Annotated in this window: 20 protein-coding genes and 1 pseudogene; 8 read left to right on the top strand and 13 right to left on the bottom strand. The window is 63.4% G+C overall.

The features are described 5' to 3' along the window. The first annotated feature begins 217 nt into the window (after positions 1-217). Entirely contained in the window at positions 218-1,207 is a 990-nt protein-coding gene (locus RHODMAR_RS25425) for a DUF4238 domain-containing protein (RefSeq protein ID WP_157226220.1), read from the top strand. 76 nt (positions 1,208-1,283) lie between these two features. On the opposite strand, the gene RHODMAR_RS28460 is transcribed toward RHODMAR_RS25425, so the two are convergent. The 4 genes from RHODMAR_RS28460 to RHODMAR_RS25440 all read right to left on the bottom strand — a co-directional run bounded on the left by RHODMAR_RS28460 (position 1,284) and on the right by RHODMAR_RS25440 (position 4,906). Further along, the gene (locus RHODMAR_RS28460) at positions 1,284-1,490 is read right to left on the bottom strand and encodes a GIY-YIG nuclease family protein (RefSeq protein ID WP_332307791.1); all 207 of its coding nucleotides are present in this window, start codon (positions 1,488-1,490) and stop codon (positions 1,284-1,286) included. A gap of 177 nt (positions 1,491-1,667) precedes the next feature. Beyond that, a complete protein-coding gene (gene istB / locus RHODMAR_RS25430; protein WP_198289540.1) occupies positions 1,668-2,426 on the bottom strand; it encodes an IS21-like element helper ATPase IstB in 759 nt (252 codons plus the stop codon). Positions 2,427-2,443: 17 nt separating this feature from the next. Then, the gene (istA, locus tag RHODMAR_RS25435) at positions 2,444-4,105 is read right to left on the bottom strand and encodes an IS21 family transposase (RefSeq protein ID WP_042940362.1); all 1,662 of its coding nucleotides are present in this window, start codon (positions 4,103-4,105) and stop codon (positions 2,444-2,446) included. Between the two features lie 30 nt (positions 4,106-4,135). Continuing rightward, positions 4,136-4,906, bottom strand: a complete 771-nt coding sequence (locus RHODMAR_RS25440) for a TetR/AcrR family transcriptional regulator (protein WP_008720567.1) — start codon at positions 4,904-4,906, stop codon at positions 4,136-4,138. Between the two features lie 73 nt (positions 4,907-4,979). On the opposite strand from RHODMAR_RS25440, the gene RHODMAR_RS25445 reads away from it, so the two are divergent. Genes RHODMAR_RS25445 through RHODMAR_RS25455 form a run of 3 tightly spaced genes read left to right on the top strand, consistent with a single transcriptional unit; the run spans position 4,980 to position 8,826 of the window. Next, on the top strand, positions 4,980-5,750 hold the full coding sequence (locus RHODMAR_RS25445; protein WP_042940364.1) for an ABC transporter ATP-binding protein: 771 nt from the start codon (positions 4,980-4,982) through the stop codon (positions 5,748-5,750). Further along, positions 5,747-6,559 carry an ABC transporter permease gene (locus tag RHODMAR_RS25450; RefSeq protein WP_008720571.1) on the top strand — a complete coding sequence of 271 codons (813 nt, stop codon included), beginning with the start codon at positions 5,747-5,749 and terminating at the stop codon, positions 6,557-6,559. Before RHODMAR_RS25445 ends, RHODMAR_RS25450 begins: the two co-directional genes overlap by 4 nt. Further along, positions 6,556-8,826 carry an ATP-binding cassette domain-containing protein gene (locus RHODMAR_RS25455; RefSeq protein ID WP_008720573.1) on the top strand — a complete coding sequence of 757 codons (2,271 nt, stop codon included), beginning with the start codon at positions 6,556-6,558 and terminating at the stop codon, positions 8,824-8,826. The genes RHODMAR_RS25450 and RHODMAR_RS25455 overlap by 4 nt, the downstream gene beginning before the upstream one ends. A gap of 197 nt (positions 8,827-9,023) precedes the next feature. Here RHODMAR_RS25455 and RHODMAR_RS29305 read toward each other — a convergent pair. Beyond that, positions 9,024-9,528: pseudogene (locus RHODMAR_RS29305) on the bottom strand (helix-turn-helix domain-containing protein); the annotation flags it as partial. 51 nt (positions 9,529-9,579) lie between these two features. Next, positions 9,580-9,987 carry a DUF1761 domain-containing protein gene (locus RHODMAR_RS25465; RefSeq protein WP_008720575.1) on the bottom strand — a complete coding sequence of 136 codons (408 nt, stop codon included), beginning with the start codon at positions 9,985-9,987 and terminating at the stop codon, positions 9,580-9,582. A 72-nt stretch (positions 9,988-10,059) separates the two neighbouring features. Here RHODMAR_RS25465 and RHODMAR_RS25470 point away from each other — a divergent pair, with 72 nt between their 5' ends. After that, positions 10,060-10,734 (top strand): winged helix-turn-helix transcriptional regulator, encoded by a 675-nt coding sequence (locus tag RHODMAR_RS25470; RefSeq protein WP_008720577.1) that lies wholly within the window; start codon positions 10,060-10,062, stop codon positions 10,732-10,734. Between the two features lie 281 nt (positions 10,735-11,015). Here the strand turns inward: RHODMAR_RS25470 and RHODMAR_RS25475 are convergent, their stop codons facing one another. Genes RHODMAR_RS25475 through RHODMAR_RS25485 form a run of 3 tightly spaced genes read right to left on the bottom strand, consistent with a single transcriptional unit; the run spans position 11,016 to position 14,058 of the window. Then, entirely contained in the window at positions 11,016-11,567 is a 552-nt protein-coding gene (locus RHODMAR_RS25475; RefSeq protein ID WP_008720579.1) for a hypothetical protein, read from the bottom strand. After that, entirely contained in the window at positions 11,564-13,402 is a 1,839-nt protein-coding gene (locus tag RHODMAR_RS27215; RefSeq protein ID WP_008720582.1) for a DNA polymerase III subunit beta family protein, read from the bottom strand. Before RHODMAR_RS27215 ends, RHODMAR_RS25475 begins: the two co-directional genes overlap by 4 nt. Further along, complete coding sequence (locus RHODMAR_RS25485) at positions 13,396-14,058, bottom strand: hypothetical protein (RefSeq protein ID WP_008720584.1); 663 nt, start codon at positions 14,056-14,058, stop codon at positions 13,396-13,398. The genes RHODMAR_RS27215 and RHODMAR_RS25485 overlap by 7 nt, the downstream gene beginning before the upstream one ends. Before the next feature lie 344 nt (positions 14,059-14,402). On the opposite strand from RHODMAR_RS25485, the gene RHODMAR_RS25490 reads away from it, so the two are divergent. After that, positions 14,403-14,963, top strand: a complete 561-nt coding sequence (locus RHODMAR_RS25490) for a hypothetical protein (protein WP_051048275.1) — start codon at positions 14,403-14,405, stop codon at positions 14,961-14,963. A 44-nt stretch (positions 14,964-15,007) separates the two neighbouring features. Here the strand turns inward: RHODMAR_RS25490 and RHODMAR_RS25495 are convergent, their stop codons facing one another. Beyond that, on the bottom strand, positions 15,008-18,190 hold the full coding sequence (locus tag RHODMAR_RS25495; RefSeq protein WP_198289536.1) for a type ISP restriction/modification enzyme: 3,183 nt from the start codon (positions 18,188-18,190) through the stop codon (positions 15,008-15,010). Here RHODMAR_RS25495 and RHODMAR_RS25500 point away from each other — a divergent pair. Both RHODMAR_RS25500 and RHODMAR_RS25510 read left to right on the top strand, forming a co-directional pair. Next, a complete protein-coding gene (locus RHODMAR_RS25500) occupies positions 18,173-19,396 on the top strand; it encodes an abortive infection family protein (RefSeq protein ID WP_198289537.1) in 1,224 nt (407 codons plus the stop codon). The two genes, RHODMAR_RS25495 and RHODMAR_RS25500, sit on opposite strands and share 18 nt — an antisense overlap. Positions 19,397-19,603: 207 nt before the next feature. Beyond that, positions 19,604-19,966 carry a hypothetical protein gene (locus tag RHODMAR_RS25510; RefSeq protein WP_042940333.1) on the top strand — a complete coding sequence of 121 codons (363 nt, stop codon included), beginning with the start codon at positions 19,604-19,606 and terminating at the stop codon, positions 19,964-19,966. 70 nt (positions 19,967-20,036) lie between these two features. Here RHODMAR_RS25510 and RHODMAR_RS25515 read toward each other — a convergent pair whose 3' ends face one another. The 3 genes from RHODMAR_RS25515 to dnaE all read right to left on the bottom strand — a co-directional run bounded on the left by RHODMAR_RS25515 (position 20,037) and on the right by dnaE (position 26,278). Continuing rightward, positions 20,037-22,424 (bottom strand): DNA topoisomerase, encoded by a 2,388-nt coding sequence (locus tag RHODMAR_RS25515; RefSeq protein ID WP_008720593.1) that lies wholly within the window; start codon positions 22,422-22,424, stop codon positions 20,037-20,039. A gap of 68 nt (positions 22,425-22,492) precedes the next feature. Further along, entirely contained in the window at positions 22,493-22,636 is a 144-nt protein-coding gene (locus RHODMAR_RS28470; protein WP_157226223.1) for a hypothetical protein, read from the bottom strand. A 78-nt stretch (positions 22,637-22,714) separates the two neighbouring features. Then, complete coding sequence (dnaE, locus tag RHODMAR_RS25520) at positions 22,715-26,278, bottom strand: DNA polymerase III subunit alpha (RefSeq protein WP_042940372.1); 3,564 nt, start codon at positions 26,276-26,278, stop codon at positions 22,715-22,717. Positions 26,279-26,282 lie beyond the last annotated feature (4 nt).

The raw sequence follows: 26,282 nt of genomic DNA on the forward strand, positions 1-26,282 counted from the left end.
TCCTGAGCTTGACCTACGGGGACCGCACCTACCTCCAAACCGAGTACTCATCCTGGCCGTTGCCGCGGAGGCGTGGGGATGTCGGGTTCGGTGCTGTTGATCCGCCGAAACTATGCTCGCCGTCATGTCGTACGACAGCTTAAGGGCGAGGATCGAAAGAGTTGCTGAGATTGCAACCAACCTGACCAATGATCCGAATGCTCCGAAGTATCACCACGTGGTCCCTCAGTCCTACATCAGACGTTGGACCCCCGGCGGAAAAGGCGCGGTACGGTCCGTTCGGATCGACGATGGTCGCGGGAAGCTCGTGGGGCCCAGGAAGGTTGGCGGGGTAGAGCAATTCTATCGACTCGAAGCCGACGACATCGACCAGACCTCGACACCCCCGCTGGTCGTCGAGGTCCTACTGGAGGTGTTCGACAAGCTCGCCAAGGTTCGGATCGACGAACTCCTCGCAGCCGAGCCTGGACCTGTCACCGACGTCGAGATGAAGCGCGATCTTGCGATGGTGGTTGCCGCGCAGATGAGCCGTGGCCAATCGTTTCGCCAGGAACAGCTCGATCTCCTCGAGTATGCATCCCGGCAGGATCCGATCGAACACTCGAAGGTCGCAGCTCGTATATGGCTCTTGTCGACCGGCCAAAGCTTGGATGACGAGACGATTGAGGTTGCCGCAGCACAGATGCGCGAGAAGGACCGCCGATCGTTGATCAGCCAAGACCACAAGCCTCAGGCAATCCAGCTGATGATGCAAAATTTTACGAAGCTGATCGTTCCCTTGATCACGCGGAATTGGGCCGTCTACTGCACTCAAACGCCTCTGTTGACCAGTGACGACCCGGTCGTTGTTATCGGAGGTCCGTCCACTGATCGCCGTGTGAAGCCCGGTAACGCCAGTGCGGCCGTGTGGATCTACCCCATCGACCGTCATCGGCTTCTCGCGTTCTTTCGCCCGGGCATCTCGCCGCAGCTCCCCTTCGTTCTCGACGCGGTCGAGACCTACGAGATCAATCAGGAGATCGTCGCTGCCGCCTACGAAAAGATCTTCGAGCATCCCGACGACGACATCGCGAGCACCATCACAGTGCCTCCGTGGCCGGTCGTTCCCCGCGCCGAGACAGTGGTCGAGCTGTCACGTCGTCCGACCCGGTGGTTCGAGAGCGCGGAGCTGCCGGCTGCACCGGTGTCCCGTTGGTATCAACGCTGATTCAATGACCCCTGCCGCGGTAGACAACGTGCATCCGTATCACTTGGGGACGTGTCGTTAATCCATTTCAAAACGGTCAATTGGGTTGTTGGTCTGCAGGTGTCGTGCTGGCGTTGTAGAAAGCCCGCGCGGTGTCGATTGCGGCACGGGCGGGTCCGGTGGTGTGGGCGATATTGAGCGGCGGCGTCCACTGCGCGATGACAGTGGCTTCGACCGCGTCCGGTGATGAGTGTTGGCACCAGCTCAGTTGTAAGTGTGTGTGCATCCATTCGGTCAGGTGAATCTCATCGGGGCTGGCTTTGCCGTGCGCCCGCTAGCCGCCGCCGTCGGAGATGCGTCCGATGGCTTCGCCGGTTTCGTCCGACACCGCTTGTCGGTGAGTTCTGACACCACTCGGGCCGGATCCACGCCGGGGATGTAGGTCTGCGTCGACACCACTGCTCGGGCGTACGACCTCCGGTCAGCTCGTCTGCTTCTTGGTGGCCTGGGCCAGACGATAAGAGTCGGTGCCGGTCTCCAGGATGGTGCCACCGAAGGTAAGCCGGTCGACGATGGCCGCGCACAACCGGGGGTCGGTGAATGTCTTGGTCCAGCCGCCGAAGGACTCGTTGGACGCGATCGCGACCGAGGCCTTCTCCTCACGCTCGGTGAGGACCTGGAAGAGGAGTTCCGCACCGCGGCGGTCGAGCTGCATGTAGCCGAGCTCGTCGATGCACAGCAGGTCGACTCGGCCGTAACGGGCGATGGTCTTGGCGAGGGTCATCTGGTCGGCTGCTTCGACGAGCTCGTTGGCGAGCTGGGTCGCCAGGGTGTATTTGACGCGGTAGCCGGCCATGGCGGCCTCGGTGCCAAGGGCGATCAGCAGGTGCGACTTCCCGGTGCCGGAGTCCCCGATCAGACACAGCGGCTGGCCCTTGTGGACCCATTCGCCCTTGGCAAGGGTGTGCACCACGGCGGGGTCGATGTTCGGGTTGGCGTCGAAGTCGAATGCCGGCAGGGACTTCTCCCGTGGGAACTTGGCCGCCCTGATCCGCCGCTCGGACCGGCGGCGGGCGCGGTCGTCGCACTCGGCGAGGAGCAATTCGGCGAGGAACCCGCGGTAGGACATCTGCTCACGCCCGGCCCGGTCGGCGTACTCGGTGAAGGAGCCGCGGATGGTGGGCATCCTCAGCATCCGGCAGGCCTGGTCGATCGCGGCGTCAGCGGCTTCCTCGGTCATTCCACGGCGCTTGGTGGTCACGGTGCAGCTCCTTCGTTCGGGTTCTCGCGACGGTTGGGCAGCAGCTGGTCGTACTTGTCCACGCTCGGCAGTGGGCGAGTGTCGGCTGGGAGGTGTGCGCGCAGCCGGCGCTCGGTCAGCGATCGCACGGCAGGGGCCTCGCCTTCGCCGTACGCCTCTGAGCCGACATGGGCGGTTGGGTGGTCCAGGGCCGCGTCATCTGCCGTGTCCTCGTGCTTGCGTGCCTCCAACGCGACCGCGTCCGCGGTCAGCGCACCGGCACGTAGCGCGGTTGCGAGCCCGGCGACGACCTGCTCGTGGGGAAGGTGGCGATGCAGCATCAGCACCTCGATCAGGGCCCGGGTGCCATCGGCGTCCCCGTGGGCCTTGCATGCCGCTGCCCACCAGGCGTCGTGCACCTGGGTGAACCGTCCCGATGCCCGTGCCTGCTCCAACGCTGTTGCTCCGGGGAGCGCGCCGGGTTTGCGGAGGAGGACCTCGAGGTAGTGGTCCAGGTCGACCCGAGTCGCGCCCTTGGTCATCAGTCGCTCGTGGCGGGCGATCTCGGCCTTGCCGTCGTAGATGATCAGGTCGCTGGCATTGAGAAGCACCCGGGCTTGGCGGCCGACCAGACGCGCGGGGACGGAATACTTGTTCATCCTGACCGTGACCTGGGCGTACCGATCCACGCGCGGGGTAAACCACCGGCCGGTCTCGAACACCTCGACAGGTAGTGGCGCGAGCAGTGGCTGCTCGGTGACGAAGTGCTCCCCGACCGTGCGGGCCCGGGACCCGATCCGACGAGTCTCGTCTGCCAGGTCCCACTCGTCGACCAAGCTGTTGAGCTCGGAGAGGGAGTCGACCTCGGGGATGGGGACGAGGTGGTTGCGGCGGAACCAACCGATCTGGCCCTCGACGCCGCCCTTCTCGTGGGCCCCCTGGATGCCGGGTTGGCAGTAGAACGCCTCGATGCCGTAGTGCGATCGGAACGCCGTCCAGCGGTCGGCCTCGACCCGCTGACGGCTGAACCCAATCACGCTCGCGACCGCGGCCTTGAGGTTGTCGTAACGGATCTTCCCGACCGGCACCCCGCCGAGGACGCGGAAGGCGTGGGCGTGGCCTTCGAAGAAGGCTTCCTGTCCCGCAGAGGCACTGATGCGGTGCACGGCCTTGCCGGAGTAGGAGAGTCGGAGGCTGAACAGCGCGCAAGTGACAAGCTCGCCCCGCAGCTGGATGGCCACATCACCGAAGTCGACCTCTGCCTCCCTGCCCGGGAGATGTTCTTGTGGGATGAACGTGGCTGCGGGCTCTCGACCGGCCTCGATCCGGATCTCCCGGCGTCGGGTCGCGACGTAGTCCCGCACCATCCCGTATGAGACCTCGTGGGCGTCGTGCTCGTCCAGAAGCCGATCGAAGATTCGCTTGGCGGTGTGACGCTGCTTGCGCGGAGCATCCAGATCGTCTCGCAGCCAGGAATCGATCACCCCGCGGTGTGGATCGATCCTCGATCCACGCTTCGGCTGTGGCTTGCGTGGCTCCGGCCACGCCGAGGCCTGCGCGGCAGCCACTGTCCGGTACCCCACGCCGTGCTTGCGCTGCAGGGCGCGGTTGGACATCCCGGCGCGGACATCGCGCCGGATTGCGGAGTACAGGTCGACCCTGGACCTACCCGCCGGCACGGACACGCCCGTCTTGGGTCGGGCCGGAGGTCATCGGCCATTGCCGGAGGTTGGTGTGCCGAGGCATTTTGCGATGCCGTCGAGAATCAGGCCGACACCACGCCGGTAGGCACCTTCGGGGTCGTTGGCTTTGCCGGTCTGTTCTCCGAGGGTGCGGGAGACGCGCGAGGCGGTCGGGAACCGGGTCTGGTCGCCGATCGCGTTGGTCAGGGCCGGTTCGATGTTCGACCACCAGTCGGTGTCGTGGTCTTCGCCCGGCAGCCTGGAGTCTTGGGCGGCGCGTGTGGCGCGGGCGGTTCCCTGCACCAACGAGAGCAGGGCGGTGAGGGTGTGCTCCATCTCGATGTCGGTGAGCCCGATTCCGTCCAGGGCGCGCAACTCGGTCTCGTACTTCGTTGAGGCCCCTGGTCCCGGGACTGGGCGTCCGGTAGCGAGGTCGGTGATCCAGGGATGGGCTTGGCAACTCGCCCAGTTCGCTTCGGCGAGCGCGGTGACGCGTTCCCGCCAGTCCGCGCCCTCGGGGATCGTGACGGCCTCGTAGGTCACGCCGGCGACTTGATCGAGCATGAGCTCGACGAGTTCGGCACGGCCACCGATGTGTGGATACAGCGCCATCGCGGTGACCCCTGCCTCCTCGGCCAGTCGCCGGATTGTCACGGCGTCCAGGCCTTCTCTGTCGGCGAGGTCGACTGCCAGTGTGGTGACGCTTTGGGTGCTGATCCCGCTGCGTGGGCTCACCGGCGAGTCACGCCAGAGCAGTCCGATCAGCTTGAACTCGTCCACGCCTGTGCGCTTGGCCATCTCTGTCCTCCTCGAACTCTACGTTGTATACTACACCGTAGAACGCGACGAGAGGAGCAGCATGGATGTCGAGATGAGCCCACCTGGCTCGATCCGGGTCGAGGCGGTGCGCAAGACCTTCCCGAAGCGGGACAAACCCGCGTTGACCCGGGTCGATCTGCGCGTCGACTCCGGCCGGGTGTGCGCACTGCTGGGAGCCAACGGTGCTGGCAAAACGACCCTGGTGCGGATTCTGACGACGCTGACGGGAAAGGACTCCGGCACTGTGAGCGTCAATGGCTGGGACGTGGACCGCGATCCTGCACGGGTACGGGCATCGATCGGCGTCGTGGGGCAGTATGCCGCCCTCGACGAGGTGCTCTCAGCCAGGGAAAACCTGGAACTGTTTGCCCGGCTGATCGGGCTCTCACGTACCGCGGCCCGGTCGCGGGCAGCCACGCTCCTGGAGCAGGCGGGCCTGAGCGAGCACGGCGGGCAGAAGGTATCCGGGTTCTCCGGTGGCATGCGACGTCGCCTGGACCTCGTGACCTCGATGATCACCCGTCCCGCCGTGCTCCTCATCGATGAGCCGACTACGGGCCTCGATCCGATCGCCCGTCGCACGATCTGGAACACGGTGCGCTCGTTGGTGGACGAGGGTACTACCGTCCTGTTGACCACGCAGTACCTGGAGGAGGCCGACGAATTGGCCGATGACGTCGTGATCCTGCGCGAGGGTTCCGTGGTCGCCACCGGCACCCCATCGGACTTAAAGGCGCTCGTGGGAGAGCCGCGGATGGAACTGCGCGACCCCTCCCTCGAAGACGTCTACCTGCATCTGCATCAAGGGGGCGACGCAGCATGAGCGCCACGACGATCGAGCACCACGGTCCGGCCACGGGCAGCATTCTGCGCGAGGCCGTTATCCTGACCGGCCGCGCGATGCGGCACTGGCGGGCGCGGCCGGTCACGTTCAGCATCCAACTGCTGTTCCCCGTCTTGGTCATGCTGCTCATGGGCGGCCTGCTCGGCGGGGCGATCGCCGGCACCACAGGCGACTACATCGTCTTCGTCGTGCCGGGCATTCTCGCCTTCACCGTGCTATCGGGAATCGAGACGACGATCACCGCTGTCACCGGAGACGCCGCCAAGACCGTCACCGACCGGTTTCGCACCCTGCCCATCTCCCGCGGTTCGGTGCTGCTGGGACGGGTCTTCGCTGACATGCTCACTGCCGCCGTGGAACTCGCGGTCGTCACCGCCGCAGGACTGCTGCTCGGCTGGCGTCCCGAAGGGGGCGTCGCCGATGTTGTGCTCGCCTACGTCCTGCTGCTGTGGCTGAGGTTCGGACTGCTGTGGGTCGGCGTCTGGATCGGGTTGAAGGCCGGCACGCCAGAGGCGGCCACGACCGCCCAGCTTGCGATCTGGCCGGTGGCGTTCCTCTCGACTGTGTTCGTCGATCCGCGCACGATGCCGGCCTGGCTCGGAGTCGTCGCCGAATGGAACCCCCTGTCGGCGACCGCATCCGCGGCGCGTGAACTGTTCTCGGGCACCGACCTCACCGGGGTTACCTTCGTCGCCGACCACTCCGTGCTCTTCGCCATCGGCTGGCCGCTCGCGCTGACCGCGGCGTTCATCCCCCTCGCCATTCGTGCCTACCGGAGACTGTCATGACGACCACGACCCACGACGTGATCCGCGTACGCGGAGCCCGTCAGAACTCACTCCAAGACATCGACGTCGACGTCCCCAAGCATCAGCTCGTGGTCGTCACCGGCGTATCCGGATCAGGCAAGTCCTCGCTGGTGTTCGACACGATCGCGGCCGAATCAGCGCGCCAGCTCAACGAGACATTCTCGGCTTTCGCCCAAGGCAGGCTCCCCAGCTACGCCCACCCCGACGTCGACCTGCTGGAGAACCTCTCGGCCGTTATTGTGGTGGATCAGCAGCGCCTCTCCGGCGGACCTCGCTCCACGGTCGGGACCATCAGCGACATCGGCGCACGTCTACGGCTGCTGTTCTCCCGCATCGGTGAGCCGGCCGCCGGCTATTCCAACGCCTACAGCTTCAACGACCCCGCCGGCATGTGCCCGAACTGTCAGGGGCTCGGCGTCGCGGCCTCGGTCGTGGAATCCGAACTCGTCGACGACGACCGCTCCCTCAACGAGGGCGCGATTACTTTCCCCAAGTTCAACCCGGGCACCTGGCTGTGGAAGGCCTACGCCAAGTCCGGGTTCTTCGACCCCGACTTGGCGATCCGCGACTACACCCCCGAACAACGCGAGCTGCTCCTGAACGCACCCGCCGCCAAGCACACCCCGCCCGCCGGGATGGATGCGGTCGGCACCGCCTACGAAGGCCTCGTCACCCGGTTCAACCGGATCTACCTCCAGCGCGAACCCGACTCGTTCAAAGGCAAGCAGCGAGAGGCCTTCGAGCGGATCGTGTCGCGTGGCCCCTGCCCCGAATGCCACGGCTCCCGACTCGCCGCGCCTGCCCGCGCCAGCCTGATCGACGGCAAGTCGATCGCCGACCTCAACGCTATGCAGATCAGTGACCTCGCCGAGCGCGTCGCCAAGATTGACGGTATCGGCGTGGCACCGCTCGTCGCGAACCTCTCCGTCCACCTGAAACGGATGATTACCCTCGGGCTCGGCTACCTCAGCCTCGACCGGGCCACGTCCACCCTCTCGGGAGGTGAGGCCCAACGGATCAAGATGGTCCGCCATCTCGGCAGCGCCCTGGCCGACATGCTCTACGTGTTCGACGAACCCACCGTGGGCCTGCACCCCCGCGACGTCGCCACCCTCGGACAGATGCTCGAGGCTCTGCGTGACCGCGGCAATACCGTGCTCGTGGTCGAACACGATCCGGACATCATGTCAATCGCCGATCACATCATCGACCTCGGCCCCGGAGCCGGAACCTCCGGCGGCCAGATCGTCTACCAAGGCGACTACGACGGCCTCACCCAGGCCGACACCCCTACCGGGCACGGACTCCGCGAGCACCGGCGCGCGACCCGGACGCGGCGTGAACCCGACGGCTGGATCAGCATCGACGATGCCACCACCAACAACCTCCAGGACGTCTCCACCCGCGTCCCGCGCGGCGTGATGACAGCCGTGACCGGAGTCGCCGGATCGGGCAAGTCCAGCCTGATTCTCGGCAACCTCCCCGCCGTCGAACCCGACGCGATCGTCATCGACCAACGCCCCATCCGTGGATCGCGTCGCTCCAATCCGGCCACCTTCACCGGCCTGCTCAACCTGATCCGTGATGTGTTTGCCAAGACCACCGGAGCACCTGTCGGGCTGTTCACCCCCAACTCCACCGGAGGATGCCCGGCCTGTGAGGGCAACGGCATCATCTACACCGACCTCGCCTTCATGGAAGGCGTGATCACCCGATGCGAAGTTTGCGAAGGACGACGGTTCACCCCCGAGGCCCAAGAGCATCAGGTCGATGGCAAGAGCATCGCCGACGTGTTCGAGATGAGCGTTACCGACGCACTCGGCTACTTCACCCAGCCCGCGATCGGGCGCATCCTGTCCCGGCTTCATGACGTCGGGCTCGACTACCTCACCCTCGGACAGACCCTCACCAGCCTCTCCGGCGGCGAACGTCAGCGACTCAAACTCGCTACCGAACTCGGAACCTCGGGCCGCACGATCATCCTGGACGAGCCGACCACAGGACTGCACATCGCCGATATCTCTCGGCTCCTCGGGCTGCTTGACCGGCTCATCGACGCCGGATCGACGCTCATCGTGATTGAGCACAACCTCGACATCATCGCCGCCGCCGACTGGATCATCGACATCGGCCCCGAAGCCGGACACGAGGGCGGACAAGTCGTCTTCGAGGGCACACCAGACCAGATGATCACGGACGGCGGGACCTACACGGCCGAACACCTACGAGCTCGCGCGAAAAACTGACACGGTAAGGCCAGCCGCACTGCCTGGCTCCGGCCTGTCCTCACCACCGATTCACCGACGTCCAAGACAGACGATCTGGAGCCGGTCCACAGCTCGAGATCAAGCGGTGTCAACTCTGGCCGACACCCTCCCAAGCCATAGCCGGGTGGTGCTGGCTCTGGGCGACAAGCGGTGTCGGATGAGACCCCCGTAGCCAGTCCGACTTTCTTCACGTCCAGGTGCACCATGTACCCGGGATGCTTCGCGGTGATCGTCTGGATTTCCCGGTTCGTCTCCGTCTCACCGTTCGGGTCGATGAATCGGCGGCGGTTCAGGCCGAGCTGGGCCAGGTGCCGGGTGATTGTGCGCCGACTGACCGCAACACCGTCTGCATGCAGTTCGAGGGCGATGAGGGACGCCGACCACTTATGCCCGCGCCGTAGCCTCCTCGATCCGAGCTACTGTCTCGCCAGCTGTCGCTCTCGGCTGCTGGGCTGACGCAGACGAGCGGACAAGCAGGCCGAGCTCGCCGAACTGACGGTACCGGTTCACCCACTTCGATGCAGTTGCGCGGGAGATGCCCATCTCTGCCACGGCGTGTGCGATTTGGTGGGTACGGCAGCGTTCAATCAGTCGATTGCGGCCTTCGGGAGCGAGCGGCGCATTCTTGTGGCTGCGCCTGCGTGGTTTGTCGCCGATCGACGAACTTGGGCTCGAAGTCATGCTCTGCGGCCCAGCGCTAGGACGTGACAATCCCGTCATGGATCGATACGCCTAGAACAGTCCCAGCACCAGCGTGATCGCCAGGAACAGTGCCAGCTGATAGCCGGTGTTGATGGTCGTCAGCTTCAGTGGCTTCTGCTCGAACGAGTTGTGCTGAAGAAGGGTCGATGCGGACAGTGTCAGCCAGGCGACGACCCCAACCACCACGGCCATCCACACGGAGTCGTTACCGGTCGCAGCCGATGTGAGCCCGACGGCGAACGCGAGACCGACCGTGGTCGCGGCGTTAGACACTGCGAGCAGGATCAGGTTCCGCGTTCGGACAGGTTTGTTCTTCTCCGGCGTGATGCCTGTGAGCCCCTCCCAGGCGTCCGCGATGGCACCCTTTAAGTACCAGGCCATCGCGACAACCATCCCCGCGACGAACGCGAGGAGCACACCAATCCAGCTGATCTCCATGCCTGTACCTCCCCGATGGCCAGGGCACGGCCAGCCCCTAGCGACGATGATGTTCACTTGATATAATCAATCATGGTTGAAAATGTCAATCGGGCGTCACGTCGATCTTACGGCCAGTTCTGCGGGCTGGCACGCGCGCTCGACATCGTCGGAGACCGTTGGAACCTCCTGATCGTGCGCGAGCTGCTGCCAGGCCCCCTGCGATACAGCGACTTGAAAGCCTCCCTGCCGGGCGTGGCGAGCAACCTCCTGGCCGAACGGCTGCGGACGATGGAGGAGACCGGCGTCGTGGAGCGAGCACTGGGAGACGCAGGCGTCCTCTATGGACTGACGCGATGGGGCGCGGAGCTCAAGGAGCCGATGGAGGCTCTGGGGCGGTGGGGCGTCCCTCTGCTAGCTACCGGGCGGGGCGATGACGAGTTCCGGCCACGATGGCTGACTCTTGCCCTGCCTGCCATCCTCAATGGGAGAACGGCAGCACCGCCTGTAGAGGTTGGCTTCGAGGTGGAGGGCCTGCTCATCGTTCTCCGTATCGACGAGGATGGAACGAGCGCGCGCATCGGTGACGACCATCGACCGGAGACCGTTCTGGCGGCCGAGGCCGATACCGTCGTCGGCCTCGTCGCCGGTACCCTCACCGTCGACCAAGCGCTCGATGCAGGTGAACTCCGCGGAGACACCGGCACCCTTCGGCGAGCGTTCGTAGGCGACGCCGCCTCCAAGGCCCTGGATCCGAAGGGTCCGTAGTCGGAGCGACGCCGTCAATACCGTCATGGCCAGCAACAGCTAGAGACCTTCGGATCCCACCTGCCCGTCACTGTGGCTGGAGAGTGACTGCATCCCCAGTGAATGTGGTGGCGGTGTGGTTGCTGCATATGGCGGCGATGATGTGTCGGTGCGCAGCCCTGCGCCCCGGCGCTCAGACTAAAGATGTGCTCAGCATGCTCTTCGCCCCAATTGCCAGTGTTCGTAGCGCGTTGTTCGGACTCAGACCTAATTCGGCCAGCGAGTACTACCGCGGTCGATGGCTATAACCGTCCTTGCCCAACGTCATCGTTGGTGAGTGCGGTCATGTGTTCCGTCGGTCGCGCCGGGGCCGAAGCGCGGACCGTAGTGTCCTGATTTTCGACGGCCGTAGCCACACCGTCGAGCGCGGTACGGATGAGTTCACCGTAGGAATCGTCAGGTAGAGCCGATAGGCGTTCGCGGGCTGCGGTGAGGTGTTCACGGGCGGTGTCGAACGAGCCGAGGCGACGATAGTTGTCGGCGAGGTTGAGATGGAGTGAGGGATAGAAGCCCTCGATGTGCAGGTTGGTGTGATGTTGTTGGACGCGTTGTTCGCTGACGGCGTCGGCGGCGTCGAGTGCGCGCACGTCCCACGCGAGGGCTTGTGCAGGATCGGTATGGAGATCGGCCATGTAGTGCGCAAGAGTGCAGCGGTGGAACGGATCTCCGCTGACTCCGATGAGCTTCCACAGGTCTTGGAGTTGGGTGCGTGCTGTGTCTGCGTTTCCGCTGCGTCCGTCGGTGACGGCCTGAGCAATGAGGTCCATCGTCGGGTCCGTGTTTGCGTCTGTCATAAGTGGTGCTCCTTCGGTGGCGTGGATTCGTCTGGAGGTGGGGGCATGGTGGGCATAGCGACTGTCGTGAGGTCGCCGTGGTCGGCGGAGCGAATGGTGGCCGGCTGTGTGTGGCCTCGGAAGTCGATCAGCAGGTCCGCTCCGATTGCGCTGCTGATTGCGGGATAGAGCGTGGTGAACTCGAACCAGACTTCGATCGGACTTCCGCTTACGCTGGCGGGTATTTCAATACGGTTGTCCGACTCACTATTTCCGATGTCGACGCCAATTTCAGTGACGCGAAGCCCGATCAGGGCGGCTGAACTGTCCTCAAGAGCCTGTCGGAGCATTGCTGTCGACACTTGGACACGGGTAGTTATCGCTGGCATGTCATCGAGCATCAACCGGTAGTCAGGGAACGGCTCGGTCAGTAGTCGGCAATACCGGTCATCGCAGTTTGGCAGCCGCATCCACAGGCCGTAGGCGGTGGCTTCGATCCGTGCCTGCGCAGTCCGTCGTAGATCAGCCAGGCAACTGCGCAGATCATCGCCGTTCACCGTTGCAGCCCACGCTATGGCGGTCGGGTTCGTGGTTGTCAGGGTTCGAGTGGACAGTCGATAGCGATCGGTTGCTGTCACGGCCACAGTGCCGGTTTGCGCTTCGAAACGCACACCACCCAGTACGGTGACGCCTGGTTCGTTGCTGGTAGCGGTGAGTACCTGCTCTATCGCTGCCGCCAGTACCGGTCCGCTCATCGCAACCACCGTCGCCGAGGCAATACCGGTCAGCGTTGATTTGATGGCGTCTGACTGCTGACGTGCGGTTGTAGCGTCCTTGGCTACGGTGTCGACGTGTTCATCGATCAGGCGGATGGCTTCGTCGACATCAGCATCCAGAACCGATTTTGCCTCGTCGGACAGCCAGCCGTAGACGTGCAGGAGATCTCCGCCGCCGCACGCGGACGCGGACGCGGACGCGGACGCGGACGCGGACGCGGACGCGAACATCATCTGCGCAAGTAGTTCCTGTGCGCCGCCGTCGAAGTACGCCTCGATTTTGGCCGAATCATCGCGCGATGCGGCAGCGAAGTACGAGGCGAGCTTGCGGGCGGCGACGATGGTGTCGATTCCGCGCAGCGGATTCCACCAGAACCCGTCGCTCGTGGTGAGCGGACCTTCGGCGATGCCTTGCAGGTCGTAGCGCCACACCGTGCCGACCTCCTCGCGGACACCGCGAGTGAAGTCGTGTCCGTCGCGCTTGTTGGAGGTGAACAGCGCCGCGCCGGGCGCGGTGCACAGTGCGTCGATCGCCAACGCCGCAGTCTTGCCCATACGAGGTCCGGCGAGGGCGAAGAGCATGTCCTCCCATGACATGAATACCTTCTGGTTGCCCTGGACGGTGCGTCCGACGACGACTCCGATGTCGGAGTCGTCGAGGGTGTCCAACTCGGCAAGATCGGTTCGTAGCGACTTCGCGCGTTCGCGTGCCTGTTTGCCGGTCACCCCGGTCAGCTTCGATGTCGGTCCCATCAGGCGGGCCTTGGCGTCGACGTCGTTCTTGCCGCTGCCCGTCGCGCGGGCTGCGGCGGCGACGCCGGTGAGACCGGAGACGATGATCACCGCGATCACGAAGATCCATGTCGATACGCTCGGCCACGTCAGCTTTCCGCCGGCGACCGAGAACAGCGCCCCGAACGGGTTGACGGGGATATCTTCACCGGTGTCGACGAATACGTGCCCGAGCCACAGTGAGCCGTAACCGAGCGCTATCAACACGATTACCACCGAGACGGCGATCAGCGGGAACATCGACGACGATGTCCCGGCTCCCTTGGAGGTCGGCTTCTTGGTCACCATGCGTCCACACCAGCCCCGGTGGCAGCGTCGACGCCGCGGTCGATCTCGATGACGTTCGCGACTCGGTCGGTGATGTCGACGACCGACTCCGACGGGCGGTTCTGGCGTGGTGTCTCGAGCATCAGATCGGCCAGACGGATCGGTTCGACGTCCGCAGCGGTGGAGGACACATCGAGGGTGCGTTCGGCTATGTCGTCGAAGTCGAGGCCATCGAGCTCGGCGGGCAACTCAAGGACGTCCAGCGACAGACCCGGGCGCAGTACCGCGTCATCGATGCCGTTGTCGATCAACCGTTCCCGCCATGCATCCTCGTGCACAGCCGTGCGGTCGAACGTGGCGTTCGCCCACTCCTGCTGCACCGGGTCGGTGAAGGTCTGCGCTGCGATCAGCTCGTGTGCGACACCGGTCGCGGCGAGAAATGCCGCAGCCCGCGCCAGCGAGAGGTCGGAATCGATCAGACCGAATGCGCGACTGTCACTGCGCGGCTCGTAGGAGTGCGAGCGTGCGCGAATTTCTTCGCGCCGGGTGTGCGCCCGGTCGGGCAGACTGCGGCGGCGTGCGGCAGCCAGCGCAGCGCGGCGACCGCGTTCATAGGCGGCTGCAGCGATCTGTGAACGACGCTGCAGCTCGGCCGTCGAGACAGAGCGAGTTGTCATCGACGTTCACCACCGTCGATGGTGAACGAGATGTGGTCAGTGCTGGGGGAGAGCGAGTGAGGAATCGACATGGAGGGCCTTCACTGGGAGCGTCGGCCAGCCCACAACGACTATGCACGCACACGAAAAGCGGTGTGGTGAAGCGCTGTTGCTGGATGGACGCTCGACCGTGACCCTCATCGACGGTCGAACCTGAACAAGCATAACTCATCGCCGGATGCTCTCGCATCCTCTCGGCCAGACGCTTAGTCACGTCCTGTGATCACCCCGTGTACCCGCTCAACCTGGGTCTCTGCAGCGAAAAGGCATCGAAGTCGTGCGTGACTCGGCGACGGACCGGCAGCATGACAGTTATGGGTGATGTCATCGAGTTCGTCCCGCGGTTCTTTCTCACCGATCGGCAGCGGAGGCTGATGCGGATTCACGCGGGGGTATGCGCCGACGGCGCGTACGACGACATCGAAGAACGCGGAGACGATCCTGTCGACCCGACCGACTGGTGGGATCTGTTCGACCGACTGCCGGAGTGCACCTACAACGAATCAACCCTGTGGCGACGCCAGATGGCCCGATCGTTCGACGACCTGGCCGAAGACCTCGACGCCGGCCGCCTTCCCCGTCCCCGCACGATGGCCGAGCAACTGGCGCTCATGATCGTTATCTTGCAGGCCTCGGCCGCTCTGTCCGACGCCGAATACGGCGAAGACGTCGCCGCCCTCGACGCTCATCCTCACGACGGCGACTGGGATGCCGTCTCGGACGGCCTGATGGACGATCGTGACGCCGAAGCGTTCTATCACCCCGCCACTGCCGTGCAGTGGCTACAGATTTTCCCTTGCGATACGTGGTTCGCACCCCGCCTTGGCGAACAACCCCGCGATTCTCGCCGGGGGTTCAGGCGATGAGTTCCCACGAGCGGCTCGTAGCACGGTCGTTGGTCCTCGCGGACTTACGACTCATCGAGTAGACCACCACGAGCAGCCTTGCGGGGCTGGCGATCCTTGTCTCCTGTTTGCGCAGGCCATCGCACCCCCATCGTTGCCAACTCGTCGGCCGTAAGTACCTCGCCGTCGAGAATGTCCTCGAGCAGAGACTGCTGGGCCGGTTCGAGGTCGATCAGTTGTGTCAAGACACTCAATAGGTCGGAGAACTCGATCGACCATTCGGCGGGCCACGTTGTGACATTGACGCTATCGAGGGGCGATCTTCTTTTTCCCTTGGGCCTTGCGAGCCGGTAACCGGTCCACGAATCGATGATGTTCGCGCCGCCGACGGTGTAGTCGCGGACCTCCTGGGTCACTCCAGTCCATCGGCCTTCGCCTAGTCGTAGGATTTCTGACTCGGGGTCGTAATCAACGGACGACGGCATCGAGTTGCCGACAGATGTCGCGTAGACCGGGTGTGCGGCTCCTGGCTGGACTCCCTCCTGAACCGAGATCTTTCCTGAGGGGTGTTCGCCCTGATCCCCGTACGTGTGAAGCCAGACGATGTGCCTTCCGAGTTGAACGGCTCGGGTCCATAGTTCTGGGTTCGTTGTAATGGGGACTCGCACGCCCGGGGTCTTGAGATCGGCGGAAAAACGCTCGACGAACCCGGGGTGCGAGCAGACTGCAGCGAGGTAGTACACAACATCGGCGGGGGCGACGCCCAGATCGAATTGGGCTCGCAATGCCTCGACCAAACCTGCGGCCAGGTTAGGCGTTCCGTCAGGATGCAGCATAGGAAGCGCCCGGCCTCCACCACTGCCGCGGAAATGGTGGACGTCAGGAATGAGCGACGTGAAAACAAGCCCTGGCCCTGACTTCGGAAACTCTGAATGGAGCTCGATCGTAAAAACCTGGCCCGGTATGCGTGCGTGCCATAAGTCCGGTGAGGGCTGAATGATCAGCCGTTTATCCGCGATCAGCCATTGTCGATCGAAGGACCGATAGCCGACACGCACGATTTTGGGGTCCGTGATGATGACTGTGGAGTTGAAAGGTGTCAGGGTGTCGGTCTCGACATCGTCACCGAACAGTGGTGTTTTCGTTTTGGTCAGTGACGCGTCGCGGCCCTCGCCGAATTTGGTCGACTTCACGGACGGATCGGATTCGTTGACTAGATCTCGAAGGCGTTCTTCAAGAATGTCTTTACTGGGTCCGTACACCCAGCCCCGTCCTGCGAGGACGCCGTTGGCCCGCCATGGCATCAGATCATCGACAGCAGGGTATTGGTCCCAGGTGTCGGAGCCTGCCGGGACGAACGAGTCGGTCCAGCCAGTGCGAGCTTGTTGCCAACCCGGATCGGAAAGCTGGAGGTGCGCGAGGCGCTCGAACTTTTCGCCTCGAGTTCCGTTGACGTCGATGTATCGGATATCAGCGGGTACGTCTGCGTCGGTGTCCGGGCGACGCAGGAACATCGCAATGGCCACAGGGGTTTCGATGTTGAACACGGCGTTCTTACTCGGGGGCTGCTTGCCCTCCGGCGTGACGTTGATGATCCACCCATGTGAACAAGTCGACCGCAAGTACTGTCGCATTCCGCGAAACCCAGGACCTGAAAGGTACCCGGTAGCAGTGATGAAGCAGACTACGCCGCTGCCGCCGTCGCGAACATCAGGATGATTCGTCGATTCGAAGACCTTCCATGTGGCCCATCGCCAGAAGTAGGCATAGAGGTTGCTCAGGTGCCGCTCGTGCCGCCCGTTTCCCTCCAGTTTGAACGCATTCAGCGGGGGCAGGTTCGTCGCTGGATCGCTGCCGGCCTCGATCCATCCGCCCATGCCGCCGGCATGGTCTTTGTAGGGCGGATTGCCGATGCAGACCTGGATATTGCGCTCGCGTTTGACTGCGTTCGCTTGCTGTCGTTGCTTGGCAATCAGCTGGAGTGTGTAAGAAAGTTGCGTCTTGCTCGCACTGTAGGGGTCTTCGAGGGTGTCAGCGACGTAGAGATTCAGTCCCGAGGCAGGCATCTGCGCCCCTGAATCGCGCAGCGCGGCGGACACTCGCAACTCGGCAACGGAAAACGGCCCGGACTGCAGTTCGATTCCGTACAAGCGTGCAACGGTGCTGGCAACCGCTTCCGGCGCAGCCCCCGGGCCGTACTGCTGGGCAGCAGCGGCACCGACGTGCCTGAGCACAGACAGTGGATATGTTCCTGTACCCATCGCGGGGTCGATGATGCTGACGTGGGGATTGCGCAACCCCTCGGGCTTACCGAGGTGACTTTTCAGAGCGTCGTCTGTGAGTCGGACCATCGCATCCACCACTTCGACCGGGGTGTAATACGAACCGGATTTTTTGCGCTTCTCGGGGTCGTACGTTCCGAGAAAGTGCTCGTAGAGGTGTAGATAGACGTCGTCGCCGCCAGCAGCGATCGCGGGCCACCGTGCGGCGGAGAGAGTCCGCGCAATTATTTCGATGGCGGTCCATGTGGGGGTCTTGGTGACGTGGGCGGTCAACAGGTCCAAAGCCTTACCCATCAGGCTGTAGTTGCCTTCGAGCTTGCGGGCGACATCGTGCAACGTTCCAGCACTGATGTCGATCCCGTCACTGACAGCGAGCACCAGAGCGAAGACCACCGTCTGTGAGAAGCCGTCTGCGAACTCCTCGTCTCGGGAGTGCGGGAACAACAGTGTGCGCCAGTCTCGAGCGATGCCGAGGAACGGTTGTAGGTCAGGATCTGCGCCAGCTTTGATTGCACGTCGCTCTGCCTTGAGGGCCAACCGAACTTCCTCGCGAAGCATCCGAGCCAGCGGTGCCAATGTGTCGACCAGTTTAGAGACCGATGAGATCGGGGCAGGCTCCCACCGCAAGAAGCCGTTGAGCAGCATCTCCATGCGACTCGGCGCTGTGAGCTTGCCTCGTGTTCGCGTCAGACTGGGTGTGTGAAGGCTGACCGGCTCGTCCACCAGTTCGCCGTATCGCCACAGACGCCACTCCACGCCGTTGGTGTGAAGTAGGTTGGGAAGTTCTTTCAGGCGCTGCCACTGCCGGTAGTTGTGGGTCGTCTTTCCGTAACTCTCTGGGTCGAGACTTACCCCTGGCGCTTTGAGCTCGATGTGCCCCACCAAGACGTCGTTGACACGAACACCGAAATCGGGGCGAACCGATCCGTCCTGCTCTCGAACCTCATCGTGCGCAACGGTTTTCATGCCAGATTCGGCTCCCAGGTCTTCGATCAACCTGGCGACAGGGCCGGAAAGCAGCGCTTCACGCTCTCCCGGCCCGTCGAGCTTGTCTTTGGCAGTGGTGCCGAACTGGGCGATAAGGTCCGCAAACGTCATCTGACTACCTCCATTTGTTGGCAAACCGTAACCGTTGAACGCGCGGGCCCGGCGTCCGGGAGGCATGATCGGCTGGGCCGAGAAGCCACCTTTGTACCAAGCCGCAGGCCTGCACACGACCTAAGCGAAACTTGTCCGATGAACCCCGCGGACCCTGCGCGCCGACCCCACACGGCTCGCGAGATCACAGACATCACTCGCCAGGCAGTGATAGACACACTGACACTCGATCGCGACTATTTCTGGGTAGGCAAACTCGACGAAGTCACTTTCCTGAGCGCCCTATACGACCTGCACGACCTTCCCAGCACCGACCGTCGGTACACGGACGCCGCCGGCGACATACACCAGCACTGCATCAACAACACTGACTGGGGAGAGGGCTGGGTCTTCGGGGACACCAGGTTCAGCATCCGCACCGGTCCAGATGATGCTTTCCTTCGGTTTCTCACCCGCACCGTGCACCCTCTCGTACGAGACCCCGATATCGCAGAATCCATGGTCATTCGCCTCAACGAACTGCTCGCCCCCGACAACTACGAGCTGGTCGCAGACGGAACCATCAGTGGGCGAACACTTTACAACTGGCGACGAATCAGTAGCTTCCATGGCGACCGCCCCGCCGGCCTGGTCCTCGACCGAGCAACACTCGACGACCGTACAACTCTCGATCGACATCTGAGACGTATCGAAGCAAGCATCGCAACGGATCCCGAAGCTGCAATCGGCGCGTGCAAAGAGCTGATCGAGTCTGTGTTCATCCAAATCCTCGATGACCTTGGAGGGACCTACAAGCGCAGCGACGACCTCCCAACCCTCTACAAAGCGACCAGCAAAGCGTTGGACATCGCCGGCAAATCAGTCGAAGGTGACGCCGCCGCGAGCTCGGCCGTCAACGGGCTCTTACGAGGACTCGCCAGCTCGGTACAAAGCCTCGGCGAGCTGCGGAACAAAATCGGAACCGGTCACGGCCGAGGATCTCCGAGCACCGCCGATCGACGACACGCCCGGCTCGCCCTGAACTCAGCTGTGGCCATCAGCGAATTCCTGTTCGATGTATGGGACACACGGTAGATCGAAACGCGCTACTCGAATCGGCCTACGACGACATCCGAGGAGCGTGGCGACGTCCGGTCGATCCGGACCCGTGGTGGTATCCGTTCGCGATCCCCGTCGGGGATTCCGGCGATGAGGCGGCGAAGCGCTTCTCCGTCGGTCGGTCCGTCGCCACGAGTGTCAGGTGCGGACTGTTCGTCAGTGCCCGGCTCTACAGTGGCGAGTGTGAGCGACAACGAGTCCGCGGCCACGGTGCCTGAGCGTGTGCTCGATGAGTGTGCGCACGTGTTGATCGACAAGATCGATCAACTACTCGATCGGGTGACCGACCGCGCTGTGGCAGCACCGACGCCGGGGTCGGCGGCGTGGGAGTTGGAGTGGAGCATCCGAGACACTCCGATCGGACGTACGCGCGTGGCCGAACGCTCCCGTGTGCGAGAGGAATTGGCGCGCCGCGCACTTGCCGGCCTCAGCATCGCCGAAGGTTCCACACTGGCGGTGCCGGCTCGGCACGCTCCCCCGGTCCGGCCCCGCCGGACGAAGCCCGGACGTGTCCACGTCGACGAGGCACAGCTGACATTCTTCTGAACCCGCCGCTCGAACTCGTTTCCCGATGGGTGCAGGCGTACGGCCCCGGCTGCTGTCCTGCGGCACCCGTTTACCGACGCACGGTGCGTTTCTTGGTGCCTGCGGTGGATTTGCGGTCCTCGAATTTCAGTTTGAATCCAAATGTCTTGCTGCCCTGAAAGGTGCTCGCGGCCAGTGCGCCTCGGGCCCGGTAGGTTTTACCTGTCTTGCTCGTGGCGTCGAATTCGATGGTCTCCCCGGCCAGCAGCGCTGCGACTTCCTGCTCGGTAAAGTCCTTGCCGGGCCAGTGGTCGTTGGCACCCCATCCGCGGCCTTTGAACGTGACCTGTTTGCCTTTCCACACTCCGCTGACCAGATCGGTCCGAGGTGCACGCTCCTCGAACTGCGGGTTGAAGCTCACGTGTGGGTACTGCTTGCCGTCCTTGTCCCTCACTCCTGGTTCGAGTTTTCCCGTGCAGGTGAACGTCTTTCCCGACTTCGCGCTCGTCGCGACGATCTCGATGACCCGGCCGGCGAGCAGTGCCGCTACTTCGGTGTCGGTGAACCGGTGGCCGCCGAAGACCCGCTTCGCACGGGTCACGACCGTGCCTGCGTGAGTGAAATGCAGCTCCGGTGGCAGCTCGATCATCTCGACCGTTTCTCGGGTCACCCCGGCCTTGCCCATCCGTGCGGTGAGCTCGCCGGACAACGTCCTCGCATTCGCCGTCATCGTCGCGAGGTCGCGGCGCACCAGATCCGCCACGAGGGACAGATAGTCGGCTGCCTCGCCGGTTCCGGCCTCGATCTGCGCCATCTGCTCGAAGACCTGCTCGGTGATCGTCAGATCCCCGATGTGCGTGCCCGGCAGGATCCGATGGTTGAGTTCACCGATCGCGCTGAGGGTGATCTTGCCGCGCTTCTCGACCATCAGGGCCTTGCCGGCCGAGTTGTTCGTGACCTCGGCATAGGTGCTCGTCCGGGTCGCACCTGTACCTACGCTCCGCTTCTCGAGCTGTTTCATCAGCCATCCCATCGTCGGATGCGGCGGCCGCGGCGGGAAGCCTTCGTGGACGAAGGGGTCCGCGACGCTGCCGAGCGCGGTGACTCCTTCCGGCTGGTCGCCGGTCTGCTGGTCCTCCTCGTCGACGACGAACACACCTTTCCATCCGAGTACTGCGGGCACATTCAGCGTGCCGACGAAACTCGGGTATTTCTCGACGTGCCCGCGGTGCTGGTCGTACTCGTAATCGGGGGCGAGCATCGTCAGGTAGTTCTTGGCGAGGAGCTCGTAGATCTCTTTGCCCAGCTCGCCGTAGGCCTTCTCCACTGCCGCGAGGCTCGGCGGCACGTTGGGCCCTGGACGGTTGGCACCGTGCGCGCCACCGGCCTTGATATGGCTCGTACGTGGGCCGCGATGGCTCAGCGCCGCCGGATCCACGCCCACCACACCGGCGATCGCGTCGACCGATGGAAGCAGCTCGTTGAACTGCTCGATCGAGATGAACTTGTCCTCGGTGCGCGGGTAGGACACCACCTGCGCCTCGTACATCTTCTGATAGGTGTCGAGAACGTTCTTGGCTCCGAAGCCCTTCTTCGCGAGCAGAGACGACAGTCCGGCCAGGTCCATCAGTCTCGGCGGTCCCGTTTTCTTGCGTGTGGTCCCGTCGTGGGCGACCGGTGACGACTGCAGGCCGCCGGGAACATCGTTCTCGTTCTCGAATTGATCGACCTCGGGGTCGGTGTACGTCACGCCGTTCTCGTCCCTAAACCGGTTCTCGTAGAACGCCTTCTTGACGTATCCGTGGTGCGCGTCGAGCCCGTCACCGACGATCACGACCATCGCGGACTTGAGCCGCCCGTTACGCAGTACCGTGCTCGCCCCGGTCGTCTTGGTCGCAACTCTGGTGAACTGCATCGAGAGCATGTCCCACTTCGACCGGAAGTCGGCCTTGCGGTAGTCGCCCTCGGCAGCGATCGCCGTGACCGACCGACGGGCTGTGAATGCCTTACGCAGTGATGCCGGTGTCTCGTCCAGGAACTCCATGCGTTCGAGCTTCTTGTTCTCGAGGCCCAGGTACTCCACGATCTCCCAGCCCAGCAGTGAGCCTTCACCGGTCGGATCGAGATCGGCTGCATTGCAGATGCTCTCGCAGCCCGAGAGGGTCGTCTTCAGTTCGTGGAGCAGGCTTTTGGCGTCCGGATCGATGACCAGCTTGCCGCCGGACACCCGGCGTCGGATTTCTCGCTCCCAGCGGAAGTCGTCGGCGTTCCACGGGAGATGTTCGAGCTCCCAGCTCTTGTACTTGTCGGTGAGAGGCGCGGGCACCATGGCGGAAGGGTCTTTCAATTCCAGCAGGTGGCCGCGAGCGTGGACGATGACGTACTCCGTGCCTGCGAACGTGCCACTCATTCCGCCCAAAGCGGTCGCGAAGTTACGTGCTGCGGAGGGCTTTTCGGTGAGGATTCCGACTTTTCCCATGACAATAGATCCTTCTCTGCGGTTCGTGCGGCGTGTGGACAGCGAGGGTGTTGCCGGTGGCCAGTCGGCTAGAGACCTGCGCTGATGAGGCGATAGTTCGCGACTTTCCAGCCGTCGTCGGTGCGTTCGAGGTCGACGGCTCCGGTGTAGCCGGTGAACGGGGTGATCTCACCGCTGCGGTGTTGGACGACGCGGTCGATGACGACAGCCACGGTGGCCTACTTCGCTGGCCTGTCCGTCACTGTTGCTGGAGCGTGTCCGTTCTGGAATGAAATCGTCGTCCAGGGGATCTACGCATTCGCTGCGCTGGGCGGGGAGGTTGTCAGGCAATTGGCTCCGAACAGGGCCTTGAGATCGCCGTACAGGGCTGGTGTCTTGTGTACTCGAAACTTCGGATCGGTTGCCCACCGTGTCGTCGTCGTGCCGGTCAGGGCGATGTGAACGTCGGTGTTCCCGGGATGGCGTTGCAGAGTTTCACGAAGGGCTTCGATGTTCGGTCGTGTACAGGAGTGCACCGCGAGGGTGAGGGTCATTGGGGAAAGAGATGGGTCGGCATTCCCCAGCTCAGGCACGGAGATGTCGACTGCAACGACTGACGTTCTACCTTCGCGAATACTGACGTTTGCGGTAACAAGTAAGACTGAATCCTCAGTGAGCGCATGTTGGGAGCCGGCGTAGGTCGTCGAGAACACCAGTATCTCGGTGGCAGCGTCGAGATCAGCGATCTCGACGATGGCCCACGACTCACCTTTCTTGTTCACGCGACGGTCGACAGCGGCGACGATGCCACCAATCTTGATCTTCTGGCCGTGACGAACCTTTCCGGCATGCACAGCCGCGATGGAGGTGTCCGTCATCGATCTGAGCGAAGTGGCGATGCCGTCGAGCGGGTGGCCGGACACATACAGTCCCAACATCTCTCGTTCGAGTGCGAGCTTGTGCTTGGTGTCCCACTCCTCGTCCGGCACTCGGACGTTGAACACTGCGGAGATGGACTCGTCGGCGTCCTCACCGCCGAACAGATCGAATTGACCGATCGCCTCGGCCTTCTTGGTGCCCATCACCGCGTCGATTGCGTCGGCGTGAATGAGCATCAGGCCCTTGCGTGGATGGTCGAGTGAGTCGAACGCGCCGGCCTTGATGAGGGATTCGGTGACTTTCTTACTGCAGGCAGTGGCGTCGATCTTGCCGAGGTAGTCCGAGAAGTCGGCGTACTTGCTCGTCTGCTCGCGTGCCCTGATGATCGACGCCACCACGTTGGTTCCTACGTTGCGGACCGCACCGAGGCCGAAACGGATGTCTTTGCCCACCGAGGCGAAGTCGACGCGAGAGGCGTTGACGTCGGGAGGCAGCACGACGATGCCTCTGGTGCGGCAGTCCGCTAGGTAGATAGCGATTTTATCCTTGTCATCGCCGACCGAGGTGAGTAGGCCCGCCATGTACTCGGCTGGGTAGTTGGCTTTGAGGTAGGCGGTCCAGTACATGACCAGGCTGTATCCGGCGGCATGCGATTTGTTGTAGGCGTATCCTGCGAACGGCAGAACGGCCTCCCACAGTGCGGTGACAGCATCGTCGCTGTATCCGTTGCTGCGCATGCCGTTTCGGAAGTTCTCGAACTCGGCGGCGAGAACTTCGGGCTTTTTCTTACCCATCGCTCGCCGGAGAAGGTCGGCCTGCCCGAGCGTGTAGCCGGCCACCTTCTGCGCGAGCTGCATGATCTGCTCCTGATAGACGATCAGGGCATATGTCTCTCCCAATATTTCGCGGAGTGGTTCCTCGAGTTCCCGATGGATCGGGGTTACTGCCTCGCGGCCGTTCTTGCGGTCCGCGTACGCCCAGTGCGCTCCGACCCCCATCGGACCTGGTCGATACAGTGCGTTCGATGCGATGAGGTCGTTGAACTCGGTCGGTGCCATGCGAAGTAGAAGCTCTCGCATACCAGCCGAATCCATCTGGAAGACACCGAGGTTGTCTCCTCTGGCGAGCATCTCGTAGGTGGCCGCGTCGTCCAGTGCAAGGGTGTCGAGGTCGAGGTCGATTCCGCGGTTGGCCTTGATGTTGTCGATCGCGTCACCGATGACGGTGAGGTTGCGCAGACCGAGGAAGTCCATCTTGAGCAGGCCGATGGCCTCGCACGACGGGTAATCCCAGCCGGTGATGATCGCGCCGTCCTGCGCGCGCTTCCACACCGGAATGGCGTCGGTGAGCGGCTCCGAGGACATGATCACCGCGCACGCGTGCACGCCCGCGTTACGGATCAGGCCTTCGAGGCCCTTGGCCGTCTTGTAGATCGTCGCGACGTCGGGGTTCGAGTCGATCAGCGCGCGAACCTCGACGGCCTCCTTGTAGCGCTCGTGCGACGGATCGGTGATGCCCGCAACCGAAATGTCCTTGGCCATGATGGGCGGCGGCAACGCCTTGGTGATCTGATCGGCGATCCCGAAACCGGGCTGCCCGAACTGCACGCGCGCAGAGTCCTTGATGGCCGCCTTGGTCTTGATGGTGCCGAACGTGATCACCTGAGCAACGCGATCGCTGCCCCACTTCTCGGTGGCGTAACGCACCATCTCACCGCGGCGACGATCGTCGAAGTCGATATCGATATCGGGCATCGACACACGCTCGGGGTTGAGGAATCGCTCGAACAACAGCCCGTGTGGCAACGGATCGATGTTGGTAATACCCATGGAGTAGGCCACCAACGATCCGGCCGCGGAACCACGGCCCGGCCCGACCCGGATACCGACGGAACGGGCGTAGTTGATGAGGTCACCGACGACGAGGAAGTACGCCGGGAACCCCATTTCCAGGATGACGCTGATCTCGTACTTGGCGCGGTCGCGGTACTCCTGCGGCACACCGCTGGGGAAACGCCATTCGAGGCCTCTGTCGACCTCTTTCGTCAGCCAGCTGCCTTGGGTATCGCCCTCGGGAACCGGGAAGATCGGCATCCGGTCGCGGGGTGCCCACACCTCGTCGTACGGCTGGACTCGCTCGGCGATGAGCAGCGTGCTGTCGCAGGCACCGGGCACCTGGTCATCCCACAGTGCACGCATCTCGGCGGCCGACTTGAGGTAGTAACCGTCGCCGTCGAACTTGAAGCGAGTGGGGTCACTCAGAGTCTTACCGGTCTGAATGCACAGCAGCGCCTCGTGATTCTCGGCAGCATCCTTGGTGACGTAGTGGCAGTCGTTGGTAGCGAGCGGCGGGATGGAGAGCTTCTTACCGATATCGAGCAGACCCTCGCGGACACGCCGCTCGATGGACAAGCCGTGATCCATCAGTTCCAGGAAGAAGTTGTCCGGTCCCCAGATCTCCTGCCACTTGGCAGCAGCTTCGAGCGCCTCACGCTCCTGACCGAGCCGAAGACGCGTCTGCACCTCCCCCGACGGGCATCCAGTGGTGGCGATGATGCCCTCCGCGTGCGAGGCGATGATCTCCTCGTCCATGCGCGCCCATTTGCCGAGCTGGCCTTCGATCGACGCGAGCGAGGACAACTTGAACAGGTTCCGCACGCCGGTGGCGTTCTCCGCCACCATCGTCATGTGCGTGTACGCACCACTACCGGAGACGTCGTCGGACTTCTGGCTCCGCTCACCCCACAGCACGCGCTTCTTGTTGAACCGCGATTCCGGGGCGATGTAGGCCTCGATACCGATGATCGGCTTGATACCGGCCTTCTTGGCCTCGTTGTAGAACTCGCTGGCCCCGTACATGTTGCCGTGGTCGGTCATGCCGACCGCCGTCATCTCCAACCGCGCCGCCTCGGCGAACATGGCCCCGATCTTGGCGGCACCGTCGAGCATCGAATACTCGGTGTGGTTGTGCAAATGCACGAACGACGTTCGACTCATGGTC

It is taken from the genome of Rhodococcus sp. AW25M09 (assembly GCF_000333955.1).
GTDB lineage: Bacteria > Actinomycetota > Actinomycetes > Mycobacteriales > Mycobacteriaceae > Rhodococcoides.

What these genes read in the sequence shown, in the direction of transcription:
- istB (WP_198289540.1), bottom strand. Translation starts at nt 2,426, where the DNA reads ATGACCGAGGAAGCCGCTGACGCCGCGATCGACCAGGCCTGCCGGATG.
- RHODMAR_RS25440 (WP_008720567.1), bottom strand. Translation starts at nt 4,906, where the DNA reads ATGGCCAAGCGCACAGGCGTGGACGAGTTCAAGCTGATCGGACTGCTC.
- RHODMAR_RS25445 (WP_042940364.1), top strand. Translation starts at nt 4,980, where the DNA reads ATGAGCCCACCTGGCTCGATCCGGGTCGAGGCGGTGCGCAAGACCTTC.
- RHODMAR_RS25450 (WP_008720571.1), top strand. Translation starts at nt 5,747, where the DNA reads ATGAGCGCCACGACGATCGAGCACCACGGTCCGGCCACGGGCAGCATT.
- RHODMAR_RS25455 (WP_008720573.1), top strand. Translation starts at nt 6,556, where the DNA reads ATGACGACCACGACCCACGACGTGATCCGCGTACGCGGAGCCCGTCAG.
- RHODMAR_RS25465 (WP_008720575.1), bottom strand. Translation starts at nt 9,987, where the DNA reads ATGGAGATCAGCTGGATTGGTGTGCTCCTCGCGTTCGTCGCGGGGATG.
- RHODMAR_RS25470 (WP_008720577.1), top strand. Translation starts at nt 10,060, where the DNA reads ATGGTTGAAAATGTCAATCGGGCGTCACGTCGATCTTACGGCCAGTTC.
- RHODMAR_RS25475 (WP_008720579.1), bottom strand. Translation starts at nt 11,567, where the DNA reads ATGACAGACGCAAACACGGACCCGACGATGGACCTCATTGCTCAGGCC.
- RHODMAR_RS27215 (WP_008720582.1), bottom strand. Translation starts at nt 13,402, where the DNA reads ATGGTGACCAAGAAGCCGACCTCCAAGGGAGCCGGGACATCGTCGTCG.
- RHODMAR_RS25485 (WP_008720584.1), bottom strand. Translation starts at nt 14,058, where the DNA reads ATGACAACTCGCTCTGTCTCGACGGCCGAGCTGCAGCGTCGTTCACAG.
- RHODMAR_RS25490 (WP_051048275.1), top strand. Translation starts at nt 14,403, where the DNA reads ATGACAGTTATGGGTGATGTCATCGAGTTCGTCCCGCGGTTCTTTCTC.
- RHODMAR_RS25495 (WP_198289536.1), bottom strand. Translation starts at nt 18,190, where the DNA reads ATGAAAACCGTTGCGCACGATGAGGTTCGAGAGCAGGACGGATCGGTT.
- RHODMAR_RS25515 (WP_008720593.1), bottom strand. Translation starts at nt 22,424, where the DNA reads ATGGGAAAAGTCGGAATCCTCACCGAAAAGCCCTCCGCAGCACGTAAC.
- dnaE (WP_042940372.1), bottom strand. Translation starts at nt 26,278, where the DNA reads ATGAGTCGAACGTCGTTCGTGCATTTGCACAACCACACCGAGTATTCG.